At 44.0% G+C, this 15,796-nt stretch carries 14 protein-coding genes; 8 read left to right on the top strand and 6 right to left on the bottom strand.

Annotated features, from left to right (window positions below; all coding sequences use genetic code 11):
- Nucleotides 1-4 precede the first annotated feature (4 nt).
- Together L3C95_RS22865 and L3C95_RS22860 are read left to right on the top strand one after the other, a co-directional pair.
- On the top strand, nucleotides 5-2,404 hold the full coding sequence (locus L3C95_RS22865) for a thiamine pyrophosphate-dependent enzyme (protein ID WP_236391056.1): 2,400 nt from the start codon (nucleotides 5-7) through the stop codon (nucleotides 2,402-2,404).
- Between the two features lie 428 nt (nucleotides 2,405-2,832).
- Entirely contained in the window at nucleotides 2,833-3,543 is a 711-nt protein-coding gene (locus tag L3C95_RS22860; RefSeq protein WP_236391054.1) for a response regulator transcription factor, read from the top strand.
- Between the two features lie 73 nt (nucleotides 3,544-3,616).
- Here the strand turns inward: L3C95_RS22860 and L3C95_RS22855 are convergent, their stop codons facing one another.
- Nucleotides 3,617-4,327, bottom strand: coding sequence for a YebC/PmpR family DNA-binding transcriptional regulator (locus L3C95_RS22855; RefSeq protein ID WP_089835233.1), 711 nt, complete (start codon nucleotides 4,325-4,327; stop codon nucleotides 3,617-3,619).
- Between the two features lie 163 nt (nucleotides 4,328-4,490).
- Nucleotides 4,491-5,987 (bottom strand): amino acid permease, encoded by a 1,497-nt coding sequence (locus L3C95_RS22850; protein ID WP_236391052.1) that lies wholly within the window; start codon nucleotides 5,985-5,987, stop codon nucleotides 4,491-4,493.
- Between the two features lie 197 nt (nucleotides 5,988-6,184).
- Between L3C95_RS22850 and L3C95_RS22845 the strand changes: the two genes are divergently transcribed.
- From L3C95_RS22845 to L3C95_RS22835, 3 genes are all read left to right on the top strand, one after another.
- On the top strand, nucleotides 6,185-7,552 hold the full coding sequence (locus L3C95_RS22845) for a dicarboxylate/amino acid:cation symporter (protein WP_236391050.1): 1,368 nt from the start codon (nucleotides 6,185-6,187) through the stop codon (nucleotides 7,550-7,552).
- A 133-nt stretch (nucleotides 7,553-7,685) separates the two neighbouring features.
- Nucleotides 7,686-8,351, top strand: coding sequence for a DedA family protein (locus L3C95_RS22840; protein WP_236391047.1), 666 nt, complete (start codon nucleotides 7,686-7,688; stop codon nucleotides 8,349-8,351).
- Nucleotides 8,352-8,364: 13 nt separating this feature from the next.
- Nucleotides 8,365-9,642, top strand: coding sequence for an MFS transporter (locus L3C95_RS22835; RefSeq protein WP_236391045.1), 1,278 nt, complete (start codon nucleotides 8,365-8,367; stop codon nucleotides 9,640-9,642).
- A gap of 35 nt (nucleotides 9,643-9,677) precedes the next feature.
- On the opposite strand, the gene L3C95_RS22830 is transcribed toward L3C95_RS22835, so the two are convergent.
- From L3C95_RS22830 to L3C95_RS22820, 3 genes are all read right to left on the bottom strand, one after another.
- On the bottom strand, nucleotides 9,678-10,139 hold the full coding sequence (locus L3C95_RS22830; RefSeq protein WP_236391043.1) for a MarR family winged helix-turn-helix transcriptional regulator: 462 nt from the start codon (nucleotides 10,137-10,139) through the stop codon (nucleotides 9,678-9,680).
- Between the two features lie 254 nt (nucleotides 10,140-10,393).
- Complete coding sequence (mdh, locus tag L3C95_RS22825; protein ID WP_236391041.1) at nucleotides 10,394-11,332, bottom strand: malate dehydrogenase; 939 nt, start codon at nucleotides 11,330-11,332, stop codon at nucleotides 10,394-10,396.
- A gap of 78 nt (nucleotides 11,333-11,410) precedes the next feature.
- Complete coding sequence (locus L3C95_RS22820) at nucleotides 11,411-11,920, bottom strand: peroxiredoxin family protein (RefSeq protein WP_236391039.1); 510 nt, start codon at nucleotides 11,918-11,920, stop codon at nucleotides 11,411-11,413.
- A gap of 363 nt (nucleotides 11,921-12,283) precedes the next feature.
- On the opposite strand from L3C95_RS22820, the gene efp reads away from it, so the two are divergent.
- From efp to accC, 3 genes are all read left to right on the top strand, one after another.
- On the top strand, nucleotides 12,284-12,850 hold the full coding sequence (efp, locus tag L3C95_RS22815) for an elongation factor P (protein WP_236391038.1): 567 nt from the start codon (nucleotides 12,284-12,286) through the stop codon (nucleotides 12,848-12,850).
- A gap of 53 nt (nucleotides 12,851-12,903) precedes the next feature.
- Complete coding sequence (gene accB, locus L3C95_RS22810) at nucleotides 12,904-13,383, top strand: acetyl-CoA carboxylase biotin carboxyl carrier protein (protein ID WP_236391035.1); 480 nt, start codon at nucleotides 12,904-12,906, stop codon at nucleotides 13,381-13,383.
- A 109-nt stretch (nucleotides 13,384-13,492) separates the two neighbouring features.
- Entirely contained in the window at nucleotides 13,493-14,830 is a 1,338-nt protein-coding gene (gene accC, locus L3C95_RS22805) for an acetyl-CoA carboxylase biotin carboxylase subunit (RefSeq protein WP_236391033.1), read from the top strand.
- A 77-nt stretch (nucleotides 14,831-14,907) separates the two neighbouring features.
- On the opposite strand, the gene L3C95_RS22800 is transcribed toward accC, so the two are convergent.
- Nucleotides 14,908-15,735, bottom strand: a complete 828-nt coding sequence (locus L3C95_RS22800) for a hypothetical protein (protein ID WP_236391031.1) — start codon at nucleotides 15,733-15,735, stop codon at nucleotides 14,908-14,910.
- Nucleotides 15,736-15,796: the final 61 nt, after the last annotated feature.

Below are 15,796 nucleotides of genomic sequence, written 5' to 3'. Positions count from 1 at the left end.
AGGCATGATAGAAAACAATGAACTGACTATGAATACGGAAAGCCGGTTGTCATTCGATGAATTTCGGAAGGAAGTACTGGATGATTACCGCCTGGCTTGCGAAAGCAGGGAAGTTAGTCTGCTGGCCCGTAAGGAAGTACTTACAGGAAAGGCCAAGTTCGGTATTTTCGGAGATGGAAAGGAAGTGGCGCAGATCGCCATGGCCAAGTATTTCAAGCCTGGAGATTTTCGCTCAGGTTACTACCGGGACCAGACCTTTGCTTTTGCCAGTGGTATTGCCACACCAGAACAATTCTTTTCACAGATGTATGCCGATCCTGATCTGGCCAATGAGCCGTTTTCAGGTGGACGCCAGATGAATTCCCACTTCGCTACTCCAAATCTTGGGAAGGATGGCAATTGGCTGGATCTGACGCAGATTAAGAATACAGCTACGGATATGTCGCCCACAGCGGCACAGATGCCACGCGCCCTGGGACTGGCGTTTGCCTCCAAGCTTTTTCGTGATGTTGAAGTGCTCAAGGAATTTTCAACGCTATCTAACAACGGTAACGAGGTTTGCTTTGCGACTATCGGAGATGCTTCTACTTCGGAAGGTCACTTCTGGGAAACAATGAATGCCGCCGGTGTACTGCAGGTGCCGTTAGCAGTTTTTGTATGGGATGATGGTTATGGCATTTCAGTTCCACGTAAATATCAGACTACTAAAGATTCGATAAGTGCGGCCCTGGAAGGTTTCCGTAAAACGGAAGATTCAAACGGCTTCGATATATATAATGTGAAAGGATGGGATTATGCTTCTATGTGTGAGGTGTTTGAGACCGGCATCAGGAAGATCAGGGAAACGCATATACCAGCATTGTTCCATGTTGAGGAAATGACTCAGCCGCAAGGGCATTCTACCAGCGGATCTCATGAACGTTACAAGAGCAAGGAGCGCCTGGCATGGGAAAAAGAGTTCGACTGTAACCACCAGATGAGGCAGTGGATACTCGATAATGCACTCGCCGATGAATCTACGCTGCTTGCTATAGAAGCTGAGGCGAAAACAGTTGCACAGGATGCCCGTAAAAATGCATGGGAGAAATATATTACGCCTATCCGTCAACAGGTACAGCAGGTAATAGCGCATGGTCAGGCTGTAGCAGCTTTGCCAGGTGTAGATACAGGAATGATAAATAATCTGCTGCATGAGCTGCAGGCAAATCGTGAACCACTCAGGCGCGATGTGCTTAAAACAGCATCTACCATATTGGTTTATCATAAGAAGGTTAAAGCGCCCGCCATGGATGCGCTGAAACATTTTTATGACGACCTGCTCAGCCGTGAAAAGGAAAACTATAATTCCCTGTTGTATGCAGAAGGTGTAAACTCTGCATTGAATGTACCGATAGTGCCGGCAGTTTATAGTGATGATTCAGCTACGGTAAACGGATATGAAGTGTTAAACAAATACTTCGATCAGCTGATAGAAAATAACCCTAAAGTGTTCGCATTTGGTGAAGACGTTGGAAAAATAGGAGATGTGAACCAGGGATTTGCCGGCTTACAGCAGAAGCACGGAACACAGCGGATCTTTGATACAGGCATCCGCGAACTGACTATTATGGGGCAGGGGATAGGCATGGCGGTTAGGGGACTTCGTCCGATCGCTGAAATACAATACCTTGATTATCTGATATACGGACTGCAACCACTTAGTGATGATGTGGCCAGCCTGCAATACCGTACAAAAGGTATCCAGTATTGTCCGATCATCGTACGTACCAGAGGGCACCGGCTGGAAGGAATCTGGCATTCCGGTTCTCCGATGAGTATGATCCTGGGTTCTTTAAGAGGTATGAATGTTTGTGTACCGCGCAATATGGTACAAGCCGCAGGCATGTACAATACTTTGTTGTCAGCCAATGAGCCGGCTCTGGTGATTGAATCACTCAACGGCTACAGACTTAAGGAGCGATTACCTCAGAACCTGGGCAGCTTCACCGTGCCTCTGGGCGTACCGGAAACAATACATGAAGGGACCGATATCACAATTGTTTCTTACGGATCTACACTGCGTGTGATTGAAGAGGCTATTCAGACATTAGAAAAGTTGGGAGTTTCCTGTGAACTAATTGATATTCAAACACTATTGCCTTTTGACACAGGTCATAAGATAGTAGAGTCCCTGAAGAAAACGAACCGGATACTCTTTGTCGATGAAGACGTACCTGGCGGCGGTACTGCTTATATGTTCCAACAGGTGATGGAACTGCAGGGCGGGTACAAATGGCTGGATGTAGCGCCAAGGACCTTAAGTGCACAGGCGCATCGCCCGGCATACGGTTCAGATGGTGATTATTTCTCCAAGCCTAATGTCGAAGATCTGATCAGAGTAGTAATGGAAATGGTGGAAGAGTAAGGATATTGACTATAAAAAATGAAACGCAAGGCTTCCGGGCCTTGCGTTTTGCATTTAGATGTAGTTGTAGGTTTAAGAAGATGTTAATGCAGTATACAAATATTATGAAATACTTTCATGATAAATCAATTAAAATATAATTGAATAATTATTTAATATGGCAGTGTGATCGTCCCCTTCGAAAATAACATTAACCAAATGTTATTTCCTATTGTGAGTGATAATTAATATATTAGACATGCATATTTTTCGTTTGGTCAGGAATGAACGAAAATGAATGAAGATAATAGGTGTTGTGCCGCCAAAATTTAAAAGAATAAAACTAAATTGGATAAACATTTAGTCCACGTTAACAGTTAATAATTCGTCATTTTGTAACAGCTTGTCAGGAGTTGACTTCTAAATTAACCATCAACCCAAATCCATTTATGAAAGCAGGAGTTCTGTTAGTAGAAGATGATCATTTTTTTGCCAAAGTTATCAAGAGCCACCTGGAAAAGGCTGGATATCTGGTTGTGCATTGCTCAGATGGAGAGGAAGGCTGGAATACCTTCCTGGAAAGACCATTCGACATCTGTTTACTGGATGTCGTAATGCCTGGTATGGATGGGTTTGCACTGGCAAGAGAGATCAGGGATAGGAATGATAACGTTCCCATCATATTTACCACTTCACGATATATGGAGCAGGATAAGCTTAATGGCTTTGAATGTGGTGGGGATGATTACCTGGTGAAACCTTTCAACATGGAAGAACTGCTGTGCCGGATGGATGTGTTTATGAAAAGAAGCCGTCTGCTGCAGAACGATAAACAGATTGTGTTTAAGCTTGGATCACTTATTTTCAACTATAGTGAATTCAAAATCTACCATCCGCCAACCGGCGGAACGATCAATCTGCCGCCGAAAGAAGCCGAACTGCTGAAATTCCTATGTGACAATCCCAACAAGCGATTGAAAAGAGAAGGTATTTTGCTGAGTGTATGGGGCAATGATGACTTCTTCACCGGGCGCAGTATGGACGTGTATCTCACACGGATACGCAAACACTTCAAACTTGATAATACCATTAAGCTGGAAACTATTCATGGCAAAGGCTTACGTCTTGTAATTGAAAGCGAAGTTTGCCGCGTGCTCTGATATACCAATCAAGAAATAAAAAGGAAAGGCCTTGTCTCAGACAAGGCCTTTCCTTTTTATCGTAATTACATAATTAACGCAGATTATGGAACACCTGCTGCACGTCGTCGTCCTGTTCCAGACGGTCAATCAGTGTCAACACTTCCTTTGCCTGCTCTTCGTTCAATTCAACGGTTGTGGCAGGGATTCGCTGCAGTTCAGCACTGATTGGAACAATATTTCTCTCTTCCAGCGCCTTTGACATATTACCAAACTCGGTAAAGGGCGTGTGCAGAATAATATTCCCTTCGCTATCTTCTCCTATTTCTTCCAGACCTGCATCGATCAACTCAAGTTCCAGCTCTTCCAGGTTCTGCCCTTCATTTTTTATCTTGAAAACGCCTGTACGGTTGAACAGAAAGCCCACAGAGCCACTGTTACCCAGGCTACCGCCTTCTTTGTTGAAGTGCATGCGTACGTTGGCCACTGTACGGGTAGGGTTATCGGTTGCTGTCTCAACCATTACTGCCACTCCATGAGGAGCATATCCTTCATATACAACTTCTTCATAATCAGTCTTGTCTTTACCCATTGCACGCTTAATAGCCGCTTCTACACGGTCTTTAGGCATGTTAACACCTTTGGCGTTGGCAAAACATCTGCGAAGGGCGGGGTTATTATCCGGATCAGGACCTCCCTGTTTCACCGCAATCGCTATTTCTTTTCCTATCCTGGTAAATTGTTTGGCCATCCTGTCCCATCTGGCAAACATGGTGGCCTTTCTTACTTCAAATATTCTTCCCATATTGGGTATAATTAATTATTAATAAAATCGAGACGCAAAAATAGTCACTTTTATAGTAAAAATGACCTTCTCCGGCCGCTTAACTCAGCAAGGCCGGAAATTCAGACTACCAATGCAGCATGAATTCCGGCCTTGAGATTTCTAATATCGTGAAATAACCTGATTACAATTTTCTGGCCTTACTGTTCTTAACGCTATAACCGAAGTAGATAGCAAAGCCGATCAGCAGCCATACGATCAGTCGTGCCCAGTTTTCAAAGCCCAGACTGATGATCATCGTCAGACAGAATATAGCACCCAGAACAGGAACAAATGGAACCCAAGGTGTTTTGAAAGCACGCTGTAATTCCGGATTGGTCTTCCTCATTACTATCACACCCAGACAAACCAGTACAAAGGCAAACAGGGTACCGATACTGGTCATATCACCTACCACGCTGTCCGGAACGAAAGCAGCGAACAGGGATACAAATATGAAGAACAGTGCCTGTGACCTGTAAGGAGTACGGAACTTAGGATGAAGGTTGGAGAAGACTTTAGGTACCAGACCGTCATTTGACATGGAGTAGAATACCCTTGTCTGACCTAACAGCATCACCAGGATCACAGAAGAGAAACCTGCAAGAATGGCAACAGTTACGAAAGTAGACAGCCAGCCATATCCGTGCATATAAGTATCAATTGCATAAGCTACGGAAGCCTCACCACCTTGTCTCAGGAAGTCTTTATAAGGAGCGATACCAGTCAGTACGTAAGAGAAGAGGATGTACAGCAGCGTACAAATAGCCAATGATACCAGGATACCAACAGGCATATTTTTCTTTGGATTTTTGGTTTCCTGAGCTGCAGTAGATACAGCATCAAAACCAATAAACGCAAAGAACACCACTCCGGCGCCACGTAATACCCCCGGTATACCATGGAACCAGAAGTCGCTGTAGTTGATCACTTTACCATTGTGCATGGTTACAGATCCAGCATCTGCAGGGATAGTGAAAGGAGTGTGGTTCGCTGGATTGATGAACTGCCAGCCCAGGAGGATCAGCAGGATTACGATGGATACTTTCGTAATAACGATGATGTTATTAACAATGGCAGAGCCTTCGATACCACGGATCAGCAATAAAGTGAGCAGTAATAATATGAAGACTGCGGGCAGGTTCATGATACCATGCACACCTGCGTCTGAAGTTTCAAATGGACTGTGTGACCATTGATAAGGTATGACGTACCCAGCCCCGAAGACTTTTTCAATGAGTTTATTCAGGTACTGAGACCAACCAATGGCAACAGTAGCCGCACCGAGCGCATATTCCAGCACAAGGTCCCATCCAATGATCCAGGCAATGAATTCGCCCATCGTTGCGTAAGAGTAGGTATAAGCACTACCGGCAATAGGGATCATAGAGGCAAACTCAGCGTAGCAAAGACCTGCCAGGGCACAACCAATAGCAGCGATAATGAAAGAGATGGTAACAGCAGGACCGGCATGTTGCCCGGCAGCAGCAGCTGTTCTAACAAAAAGCCCCGCACCAATGATAGCGCCTATTCCCAATGCTATAAGTGATCCTGCCCCTAATGTACGTTTGAGACCTTTGTCAGATTCGGATGCTTCAGCTAATAACAGGGAGAGAGGCTTTTTTACAAAAAGTTTGCCCATACTAATGAGATATTGTGGTTGACGTTTAAGTGGTTTAGTTGTTGTTTCGTTTTGTTACAGATCGCCAAATATAAATATCAAAAAGCAAACCCTGAGCTTTTATTTTATGAATGAAGTCACAACTTTACAGTACTAACCTTATTTTTGGGGAATTTTAGCGTTTAGCATAAATATTAATTGTAATTAAAAGGCTTTGCATGAAGAGATCCAACCGGCTTACACTATTTATTTTCATAGCCATGGTATTGGGCATCCTGACGGGATATATTATGAACGTTTCCTATACCGATACCTATGGTGGCGGAAAAGCCGGACAGATGGTCTCCGCTGGCAACAGTTCCCTGGGTAACACTGCCGGATATATTATAGGTCTCTCTACCGGTAAAGGTTCAACCGGAGAAGCTACTATCCGGAAATTTGCAGATAACATTTCTATTCTGACTGATATCTTTCTGCGGCTCGTAAAAATGATTATCGCTCCCCTGGTATTTTCTACATTAGTGGTAGGAGTGGCAAAACTGGGCGACATAAAAGCGGTGGGGCGTATCGGTGGTAAAACCATGTTATGGTTTATTTCTGCCACTTTTATTTCCCTTTTCCTGGGGATGATGCTGGTGAATATCCTGCAACCAGGTCATTCCCTGAACCTGCCGTTACCCGATTCTCACGCAAGTAGTGGAGTGGCAGCTGCGGCCATGACCTTGAAAGGATTTTTCCAGCACGTATTCCCTGACAGTGTGATTAATGCAATGGCGCATAATGAGATCCTGCAGATCGTTGTATTCTCACTTTTCTTCGGCGTAGCTACAGCAGCGGTAGGCGAGTTTGGAACCATCGTGGTAAAGTTTATGGACAGCGTAGCGCATATCATGTTGAAGGTGACGGCTTATGTGATGAATTTCGCTCCCTTTGCTGTATTTGGCGCTATGGCAGCAATCATTTCTCAGAAAGGATTGACCATTTTGCTGACCTATGGCAAGTTCATAGGGCAATTTTATCTGGGTCTTGCCACTTTATGGATAGTATTGGCCTTAGTTGGTTTTCTGATACTCGGACGCCGGGTATTCACCTTACTCGGATTAATAAAAGATCCGTTACTATTAGCCTTTAGTACGGCCAGCAGTGAAGCTGCCTACCCCCGTACAATGGAAGAGCTGGAAAAATTCGGTTGCGATAACCGCATTGTAAGTTTTGTACTGCCTTTGGGTTATTCCTTCAACCTGGATGGCTCTATGATGTATATGACCTTTGCCAGTCTGTTCATTGCGCAGGCTTATAACATGCACCTGGGATTTGAACAGCAGCTCTCTATGTTACTTGTATTAATGATCACCAGTAAAGGTATCGCCGGGGTACCCAGGGCGTCCCTTGTTGTGATCGCCGGTACACTTTCCTTGTTCCATATTCCTGAAGCCGGGTTATTACTGTTGCTGGGAGTAGACCATTTACTGGACATGGGACGTTCTGCTACCAATGTGATTGGTAATGCAATGGCGACCGCGGTAGTATCTAAATGGGAAAATTCCCTGGAAGAGATACCAGCCTCCCAGTTAAAGGAAGTATAACAATTCAATAACAGTTTTATGCTTATTTTGCCCACAGTCTGTTGTGTATGGTATTGAGCATTTTGCTCAATGCTGACAGGAGGCAGTATAAGTGCCTACATTAGTATCTGATTTTGAGATTATTAAAGAATATATGGACCAGTTTATAGAGTTATTCAAGCACCTTATTAACCCACATTGGATCATTGACCATGGTGGCCTGTATTTATTATTGCTGATCATTTTTGCTGAAACAGGGCTTTTTGTTGGTTTTTTCCTGCCTGGAGATTCCCTGCTTTTCGTAGCCGGTATATATGGTGGTTTGCTGAGCGAAAGTTTTTTTAATGTGCCTTTCTTCTTCATAATGGTAATGATTGCCATAGCAGGAGTATTGGGCAATTTCGTGGGTTTCTGGTTTGGCCGTAAGTCGGGACCTTTGCTTTTTAATAGAAAAGACACCTTCTTCTTTAAACAGAAACACCTGTATCAGGCTAAGGAATTCTATGAAAAATACGGCGGCGGAGCCATATTTCTCGCCCGTTTCCTGCCTATTATCAGGACTTTTGCTCCTATTGTGGCCGGCATTGTACAAATGGAGAGAAAGAGATTTATGTTCTTTAATATCGTCAGCTCTTTCTGCTGGGTATTTTCTATGATGCTGGCGGGCCACTACCTGGATAAGTTCTTCCCGTCATTGAAAGAACATCTGGAACTTATTGTAATTATATTGATAATTATTACTACATTACCTGTTCTTATTAAACTAGTTTTTGGTAAAGCAAAACATCCGCATCCTACTCATACCGATGTGAATAAATAAATAGCCACCCGTTATGCAATCCGGTAACCGTTCCGCGTCAATCTTCAATGTTGCAGTGATAGTCGCTTCATTGGGATATTTCGTTGATATCTATGATCTGTTATTATTTACGATTCTGAGAGTACCCAGTCTAAAAGACCTCGGAGTGCCTCAGTCGGAAATTGACTCAGGTGTAGGGTTGTTACTGATAAATGTGCAGATGGCCGGTTTGCTTGTAGGAGGAATCTTCTGGGGCATTATCGGAGACAAGAAAGGGCGTCTCAAGGTATTGTTTGGGTCCATACTACTTTATTCGATCGCTAATATTGCCAATGGTTTTGTGACTGGTACAACCGGATACCTGTTCTGGCGTTTTGTTGCCGGGCTGGGGCTTGCCGGTGAACTGGGCGCTGGTATTACCCTTGTGGCTGAAATATTGCCGAAGGAAAAGAGGGGCTATGGCACTATGATAGTGGCCACCGTAGGTGTTTCGGGAGCCGTTGCTGCCAATTTTATCGCCAAAGTGGTTCCTGACTGGCGGTACTGTTATTTTATCGGAGGTGGATTAGGCCTGTTACTCCTGTTACTGCGCATCAGCGTAATAGAATCACATATGTTTAACCAGACCGCAGAGAAAAATGCGGTGGGAAGGGGCGAGTTCCTGGCCTTGTTCAATAACAAAGAGCGCTTCTTCCGGTATTTGAAATGTGTGCTATTGGGCGCTCCTACATGGTTTGTGGTAGGAATATTAGTAGCATTTTCCAACAAATTTGCCGTTGAAATGGGAGTGAAGTCTCCGATTAATCCGGGAGACGCAGTGGCATTTTGTTACGCCGGATTGGTGTTAGGTGATTTTTCCAGCGGTTTGCTCAGCCAGATATTGAAAAGCCGGCGCAAAGTAATGATGATCTTCCTTGCTTTGACTGCCGTCTGTGTCGGTCTTTATCTCAATCTTCATGGTGCCGAAAAGTGGCTTTTCTATACCGTTTGCTTTGTACTTGGTTTCAGTGTTGGCTTCTGGGCTATCTTCGTTACTATTGCTGCGGAAAGTTTTGGTACCAATCTCAGGGCTACTGTCGCCATCACGGTGCCTAACTTTGCACGCGGTATGCTACCGCTGATCACGATGTTATTTGCCTTCGCCCAGCACTATTTTACTTACCTGCAGAGCGGTGCCATTGTAGCAGTGATTTGTATCACGGCTTCGTTAATTGCATCTTATACCGTAGAGGAAACTTTTGGGAAAGACCTTAATTACGTGGAAGACATAAATTATACAGAGGAGGACGTAAAAAAACTTTCGGCTGATTGAGTACTTGCACTCACGTGGCCTGGAAGATTTTCGCGCTAATAACGTGTCAGGATCTTATCGAGGAGCATGTTTAGCTGTAATGCTTCCTCTTCTGTCAGCGACAGTTTCAGAGAATCTTCAAGATCCGGAAGGTCTACATCCATTACTTTAAGTAAGGCCAGTCCTTTCTCTGTGATCTGTACATCCACCGCTCTCCGGTCTATTTCACTGCTCTTTCTCTCCACTAAACCGGCCTTACGCAGGCGTTCAACAAGGCGTGAAACATCACTCATTTTATCCAGCATTCTCTCTTTTAAAGTATTGATATTAGCAGCTTTAGGGTGTTGGCCTCGTAATATTCTCAGTATGTTGTACTGTTGCATGGTAATGTCAAACTTCTTGAAGAATTGTTGGTGACGTGACACTATCCAGTTGCCTACGAAAATAAGACCTATTAACCCTTTATTATACTCGCTGGTAAATGTTTTCTGCGAGATGAGCTTTTCTATGTTTGACATAAGTGAGAATATAGTCGGGTTAAAAATACGAATATCAATCATGCATTTGGCAAACAAAACATCACGTTTTGTATAATAACCGTTGAAACGAATGTAACAAATCTTTTCAGAGCCGGAAAGGATTTATTCCTGGGAATAGTAAGAGGAGAGTGATGGGAGAGACATATGGCATTCACAGGGTAACAACAAAAAGGCTGACTGATAGCCGGATCATTTTTGGCTATTAGTCAGCCTTTTATATTAGGATCAATATATTAGGCAATTACTTTCATATTGTCCAATACATCCATAACTTCTTTAACGTGGGTGGCTGAAGTGGCGAGTAACGCCTTCTCGCTGTCATTAAGCTGTAATTCGAGGATCTTTTCGATACCGTTTTTACCCAGGACGACAGGAACGCCGAGGTAGATGTCTTTCAATCCATATTCGCCTGTCAGCCATGCGCAGCAGGGGAAGATCCTCTTTTCATCTTTTAGTATCGCTTCCACCATTTGTGCAGCGGCGGCGCCGGGCGCATACCAGGCAGAGGTGCCCAGCAGGTTTACGATTTCGCCGCCTCCTACTTTGGTGCGTTGTATGATAGCTTCCAGTTTATCCGGAGCAACGAGTTCGGTAACAGGAATACCCGATACAGTGGTGTAACGTGGCAGTGGCACCATGGTATCTCCGTGTCCTCCCATCAGGATAGCCTGGATGTCTTTGGGGGAACAGCCGATCTCCTCTGCAAGGAACGCGCGGTAACGGGCCGTATCAAGGATGCCGGCCATACCGAACACCTTACTGCTGTCTTTCTGGGCAGTCAGGTAGGCACAGTAAGTCATTACGTCCAGCGGATTACTTACTACTATAATAATGGCATCGGGCGAATGCTTGACGATGTTTTCAGTAACCGATTTTACAATATTGGCATTGGTGGAGATAAGGTCGTCCCTGCTCATACCGGGTTTGCGGGGCAAGCCGGAAGTGATGACAACGACATCACTATCAGCGGTTTTGAGATAATCATTCGTGACACCCGTTATCCTGGTGCTATAGTAATCAATCGGGGCCTGCTGCCAGCTATCCAACGCCTTTCCTTCTGCAGTGCCTTCTTTAATATCCAACAACACAATCTCCTGCAAAAAATCTCTGTGGGCCAGTACATTAGCACAGGTTGCGCCTACATTACCAGCTCCTACGACAGTAACTTTCATCGTTTGTATTAAATTTTAAGGTGAAGAATATGAGGATAAACAAATGTAACCAATAGCCACTGAAACAGGCCCGCAATGTTAATTCAGATATTCCTGCAGCTGTTCCAGTTTCACAGTGCCTTCAAAGCCTTTCACGAACTGCTGCTTTTTGTCATAAATAAACAGTCCGGGGAAATAATGCAGGTTATAGAAATACATGATCTGGCGGGTTGGCTCGCTGGCCATTATAATATTGGGGTAGTTTTTGATGTTATAATTATTATAGTATACTTTCATCTGTTCCGGTTGAAAAGGCGTGACCATGAGGATCTGTGTCTTTTTGAACTTATCGATGTTCTTCAGCATTTCTTCCGTCAGATGTTTACAATGGTCGCAATCTACGCTAAAAACAAAAACAATTGTCTTGACGTTCTTTCTCAGGTCATTTTTGGTAATAACATGACCGTCGGGCAATGTAAGCGGGAAAGATGGCACTATTGGATACTGAAGATAAGGAGGCTGTTCCTTAGGTACAGACACCGTCCTGGTTTGAGCATGTAACAGGAACGGTAGGCAGCAACAACATAAAAGGAGCAGATATCGTCTCATAAGTCTGATTTTTGAACGCTTGATTTTTGTACGGAACTAAAGGTATCGAATTTTGTAATAGCCTATAAACCAAAGCAAGGAGTATTCGAACCTTTATTTTGAGCGGTTTTTTTACTTAAAAAAGGACTATTCCCGGGCGTTGGAAGGTAAGTATGGACATACTTGCCATTTTTTTATAAAAAAATTACTAGATTACCCTTCCTTACACTATGTTTGCATTCCTAAAAAAAATAATAGGTAAGAAATAGGGTCTCTATAACACTAAAACAAATTAGGAAGCAATCAGTTCCATGAGGGATTTTGCCAGAATGAATTACTTTTGCAGTCCTAATGTATTTTTAACTTTAAATTAAGTATCCTTTTATGGCTACCACTGCAGATATCAGAACAGGATTAATTATTAAGCTGGAGAACAGCTTATATTCTGTTGTAGAGTTTGGTCAGAACAAAACAGCCCGTGCAGCAGCTAAAGTGTGGGCTAAACTGAAAGGTGTTGACAATAGCAGGTCTATTGAACATACCTGGAACTCCGGCGACACAATATACCCTGTACGTGTTGAAAAGAAAACTTACCAGTTTTTATACCAGGATGACAGTGGTTTCAATTTCATGGATAATGAGACTTTTGAGCAGATTGCACTGCCTGAGTCAATGATCGATGCTCCTCAGTTCCTGAAAGAAGGTCAGGAAGTAGCCGTATCTATTAATACAGAGACCGAGCAACCTATGAGCGTTGAATTGCCTGACAAGATCGTTGTAAAAGTTACTTACTCCGAACCTGGTCTGAAAGGCGATACCGCTACCCGTACACTTAAGCCTGCCACAGTTGAAACCGGTGCCACAGTGAATGTTCCCCTGTTTGTAAACGAGGGAGAACTGATCAGGGTAAACACCAAGAATGGTGAATACATCGAAAGAGTAAAAGAATAGTTTTAGTCCATATTTATCTACTTACAAGCATTTCTAAACCAAAAACTGTCTACATGGATTTTAAACAGATTCAGGAGCTGGTCAAGATGGTCAATAAGTCCAACATCAGTGAACTGAGCATAGAGCAGGACAAGTTTAAGATTACAATAAAGCAAAAAGATAACGAGCAACCAGTGTATACTGTTCCAGCAGTAGCACCTGTTTATCAACCAGTACCTCAGGCAGCTCCTGTAGCTCAGGCTCCACAGGCGGCACCTCAGGCAGAAGCTAAAGCCGCTGAAGCTAAGGCCGACAATCTGGTAACCATTAAATCTCCTATGATCGGTACCTTCTATCGCAGTCCTGGCCCAGACAAGCCTTCATTTGTGAATGTAGGCGATGATGTAGCTCCTGGTAAAGTAGTTTGTATCATCGAAGCGATGAAGCTCTTCAACGAGATCGAAAGTGAAGTAAGTGGTAAAATCGTAAAGGTACTGGTAGACGACGCATCTCCTGTGGAGTACGACCAGCCTTTGTTTTTGGTAGAACCTTAATTTTTATTTAAAAGGTTGGAATATTATGAGAAGGAAAGGACACTTACCTGCCTCATAGTTTTCCAACCTTTTAGATTTATTACTCTTTTCTTTAACCTATTGAAAAAACATGTTCAAGAAAATATTGATTGCCAACCGTGGAGAGATAGCCTTGCGTATTATTCGCACCTGTAAAGAAATGGGCATCAAAACGGTGGCTGTTTATTCTACTGCAGATAAAGACAGCCTGCATGTGAAGTTCGCAGATGAAGCCGTATGTATAGGTAAACCACAGAGCAGCGAATCCTATCTTAATATACCTCACCTGATGGCAGCGGCAGAGATCACCAACGCTGACGCTATCCACCCTGGTTATGGCTTCCTGGCAGAGAATGCACGTTTTGCTGAGATCTGCGGAGAGCATGGCATTAAATTCATCGGCCCCACTCCGGAGATGATCCGTAAGATGGGTGATAAGATGACTGCAAAAGAAACTATGATCGCCGCTGGTGTACCAGTTATCCCAGGTTCCGGTGGTTTATTGCAGAGCCTTGATGAAGCTAAGAAACTGGCAAAAGAAATGGGCCTTCCTATCATCCTGAAAGCTACTGCCGGTGGTGGTGGTAAAGGGATGCGTGTAGTATGGAAAGATGAAGAGCTGGAGAATGCCTACAACATGGCTAAAAACGAAGCCCGCGCTGCTTTCAATAACGATGGTATCTACATGGAGAAATTCGTGGAAGAGCCTCGTCACATTGAGATCCAGGTAGCAGGTGATCAATATGGTAAAGTGTGCCACCTGAGTGAGCGTGATTGCTCCATTCAGCGTCGTCACCAGAAACTGGTGGAAGAATCTCCTTCCCCGTTCATGACGCCTGAACTCCGTGAAAAGATGGGGGAAGCCGCTATTAAGGCTGCCGCCGCTATCAATTACGAAAGCGTTGGTACCATCGAGTTCCTGGTAGACAAACACCGTAACTTCTACTTCATGGAAATGAACACCCGTATCCAGGTAGAACATGGTGTGACCGAAGAGGTGATCAATTTTGACCTGATCAAAGAACAGATCAAGATCGCTGCCGGTATTCCTATTTCCGGTAAGAACTATACTCCGGAAATGCACGTAATCGAATGCCGTATCAATGCGGAAGATCCTTACAATGATTTCCGTCCTTCTCCAGGTAAGATCACTACCCTGCATATTCCAGGTGGTCATGGCGTGCGTGTGGATTCTCACATTTATGCTGGCTACGTTATTCCTCCGTATTATGACTCCATGGTGGCTAAACTGATCACCATTGCGCAGACACGTGAGGAAGCGATCAATACCATGGAACGTGCATTGAGCGAGTTTGTGATCGAAGGTGTGAAGACGACCATTCCTTTCCATCAGCAGCTGATGCGTGATGAGAATTTCCGGAAGGGTAACTTTACGACCAAATTCACAGAAACATTCAAACTGGTTTAATCTATCAGTGCGATATAAAGAAAGCCGGCCTGTCTCAGACAGACCGGCTTTTCTGTTTCAAGCAGTCCGGTAATTGTCTATTTGCATTGATAGGTGATGTCCAGGTTGGAATATGTTACATCCAGGAAGTGAGTGCGGCCACCTGTCTTGCTGTTCGGCCTGAACTGTAGCGGGAGACCGTATTTATTGTAACTGACAGCAGCTATTGGATTATTTTCGCTATAGTCCCTGTTCAGGAATTGCCATACTTTGTTGGTTCGGAGATAGTTGACTTTGTTGTCATAAGACGCATAGTAAGTGGTATCAGCATATCCTGAGGATGGGCTAAAGGCTATCTTCTTTACGAGATTCTGCCGGTGGTCATATGTATAAAGTCTAACGTACCACGGCCGGCCGTCACTGTAGTTTGCCGTTTCCTTAATGATCCGGTCTTTGTGGTCGTATTCGAAATGTATGATAAGATACTCTACCACAGGTGAATGGACAGGTAGAGGTAGGGGATGATCTCCGATAATACCAATGCTGTAGAAAGTGTCAAGATAAATCCGGTTCCGGTTGTCATATTTAAACCTGTGCCATTCCCAGAACACATCGCCATATTGTTCCTTTGTGTTGTAGTGGAGGATCTGGTCAGTCAGCCGGTTTTTATTGTCATACCGGTAACTTTCATTTTCACTACCGGTTCCTACGTCCGAACGAAGGCGCAGTACAGGATTTCCCACCGCGTTGTATTCAATCGTATTGGTATTTGTGTACTGAAGGACCTCGTCATAGCCTTCCAGTTTTTGTATCTGGCATAACTGAGCCCCACAATCCGGCCTGACATCGTGTTTGCCGCAGGCTGAAAGCAGCAGGGTAACAGTAACAGCTGTTAGTACATGAATAGGAGTGAGATTTAAGTGCATGAAGTGGCATTTTAGGGGTAAATAAATCGTGTCTTTAAAAAAAGAGAAATCGGCGGACTGC

The sequence above is a fragment of the Chitinophaga filiformis genome (genome assembly GCF_021646545.1).
GTDB classification, from domain to species: domain Bacteria; phylum Bacteroidota; class Bacteroidia; order Chitinophagales; family Chitinophagaceae; genus Chitinophaga; species Chitinophaga filiformis_A.
The sequence above is the reverse complement of the archived record's forward strand: the minus strand, read 5'-3'. Positions and strand labels throughout refer to the sequence as shown.

Excerpts from the sequence above, each read along its gene's own strand:
- L3C95_RS22865 (WP_236391056.1), top strand. The coding sequence starts at position 5 with ATGATAGAAAACAATGAACTGACTATGAATACGGAAAGCCGGTTGTCA.
- L3C95_RS22860 (WP_236391054.1), top strand. The coding sequence starts at position 2,833 with ATGAAAGCAGGAGTTCTGTTAGTAGAAGATGATCATTTTTTTGCCAAA.
- L3C95_RS22855 (WP_089835233.1), bottom strand. The coding sequence starts at position 4,327 with ATGGGAAGAATATTTGAAGTAAGAAAGGCCACCATGTTTGCCAGATGG.
- L3C95_RS22850 (WP_236391052.1), bottom strand. The coding sequence starts at position 5,987 with ATGGGCAAACTTTTTGTAAAAAAGCCTCTCTCCCTGTTATTAGCTGAA.
- L3C95_RS22845 (WP_236391050.1), top strand. The coding sequence starts at position 6,185 with ATGAAGAGATCCAACCGGCTTACACTATTTATTTTCATAGCCATGGTA.
- L3C95_RS22840 (WP_236391047.1), top strand. The coding sequence starts at position 7,686 with ATGGACCAGTTTATAGAGTTATTCAAGCACCTTATTAACCCACATTGG.
- L3C95_RS22835 (WP_236391045.1), top strand. The coding sequence starts at position 8,365 with ATGCAATCCGGTAACCGTTCCGCGTCAATCTTCAATGTTGCAGTGATA.
- L3C95_RS22830 (WP_236391043.1), bottom strand. The coding sequence starts at position 10,139 with ATGTCAAACATAGAAAAGCTCATCTCGCAGAAAACATTTACCAGCGAG.
- mdh (WP_236391041.1), bottom strand. The coding sequence starts at position 11,332 with ATGAAAGTTACTGTCGTAGGAGCTGGTAATGTAGGCGCAACCTGTGCT.
- L3C95_RS22820 (WP_236391039.1), bottom strand. The coding sequence starts at position 11,920 with ATGAGACGATATCTGCTCCTTTTATGTTGTTGCTGCCTACCGTTCCTG.
- efp (WP_236391038.1), top strand. The coding sequence starts at position 12,284 with ATGGCTACCACTGCAGATATCAGAACAGGATTAATTATTAAGCTGGAG.
- accB (WP_236391035.1), top strand. The coding sequence starts at position 12,904 with ATGGATTTTAAACAGATTCAGGAGCTGGTCAAGATGGTCAATAAGTCC.
- accC (WP_236391033.1), top strand. The coding sequence starts at position 13,493 with ATGTTCAAGAAAATATTGATTGCCAACCGTGGAGAGATAGCCTTGCGT.
- L3C95_RS22800 (WP_236391031.1), bottom strand. The coding sequence starts at position 15,735 with ATGCACTTAAATCTCACTCCTATTCATGTACTAACAGCTGTTACTGTT.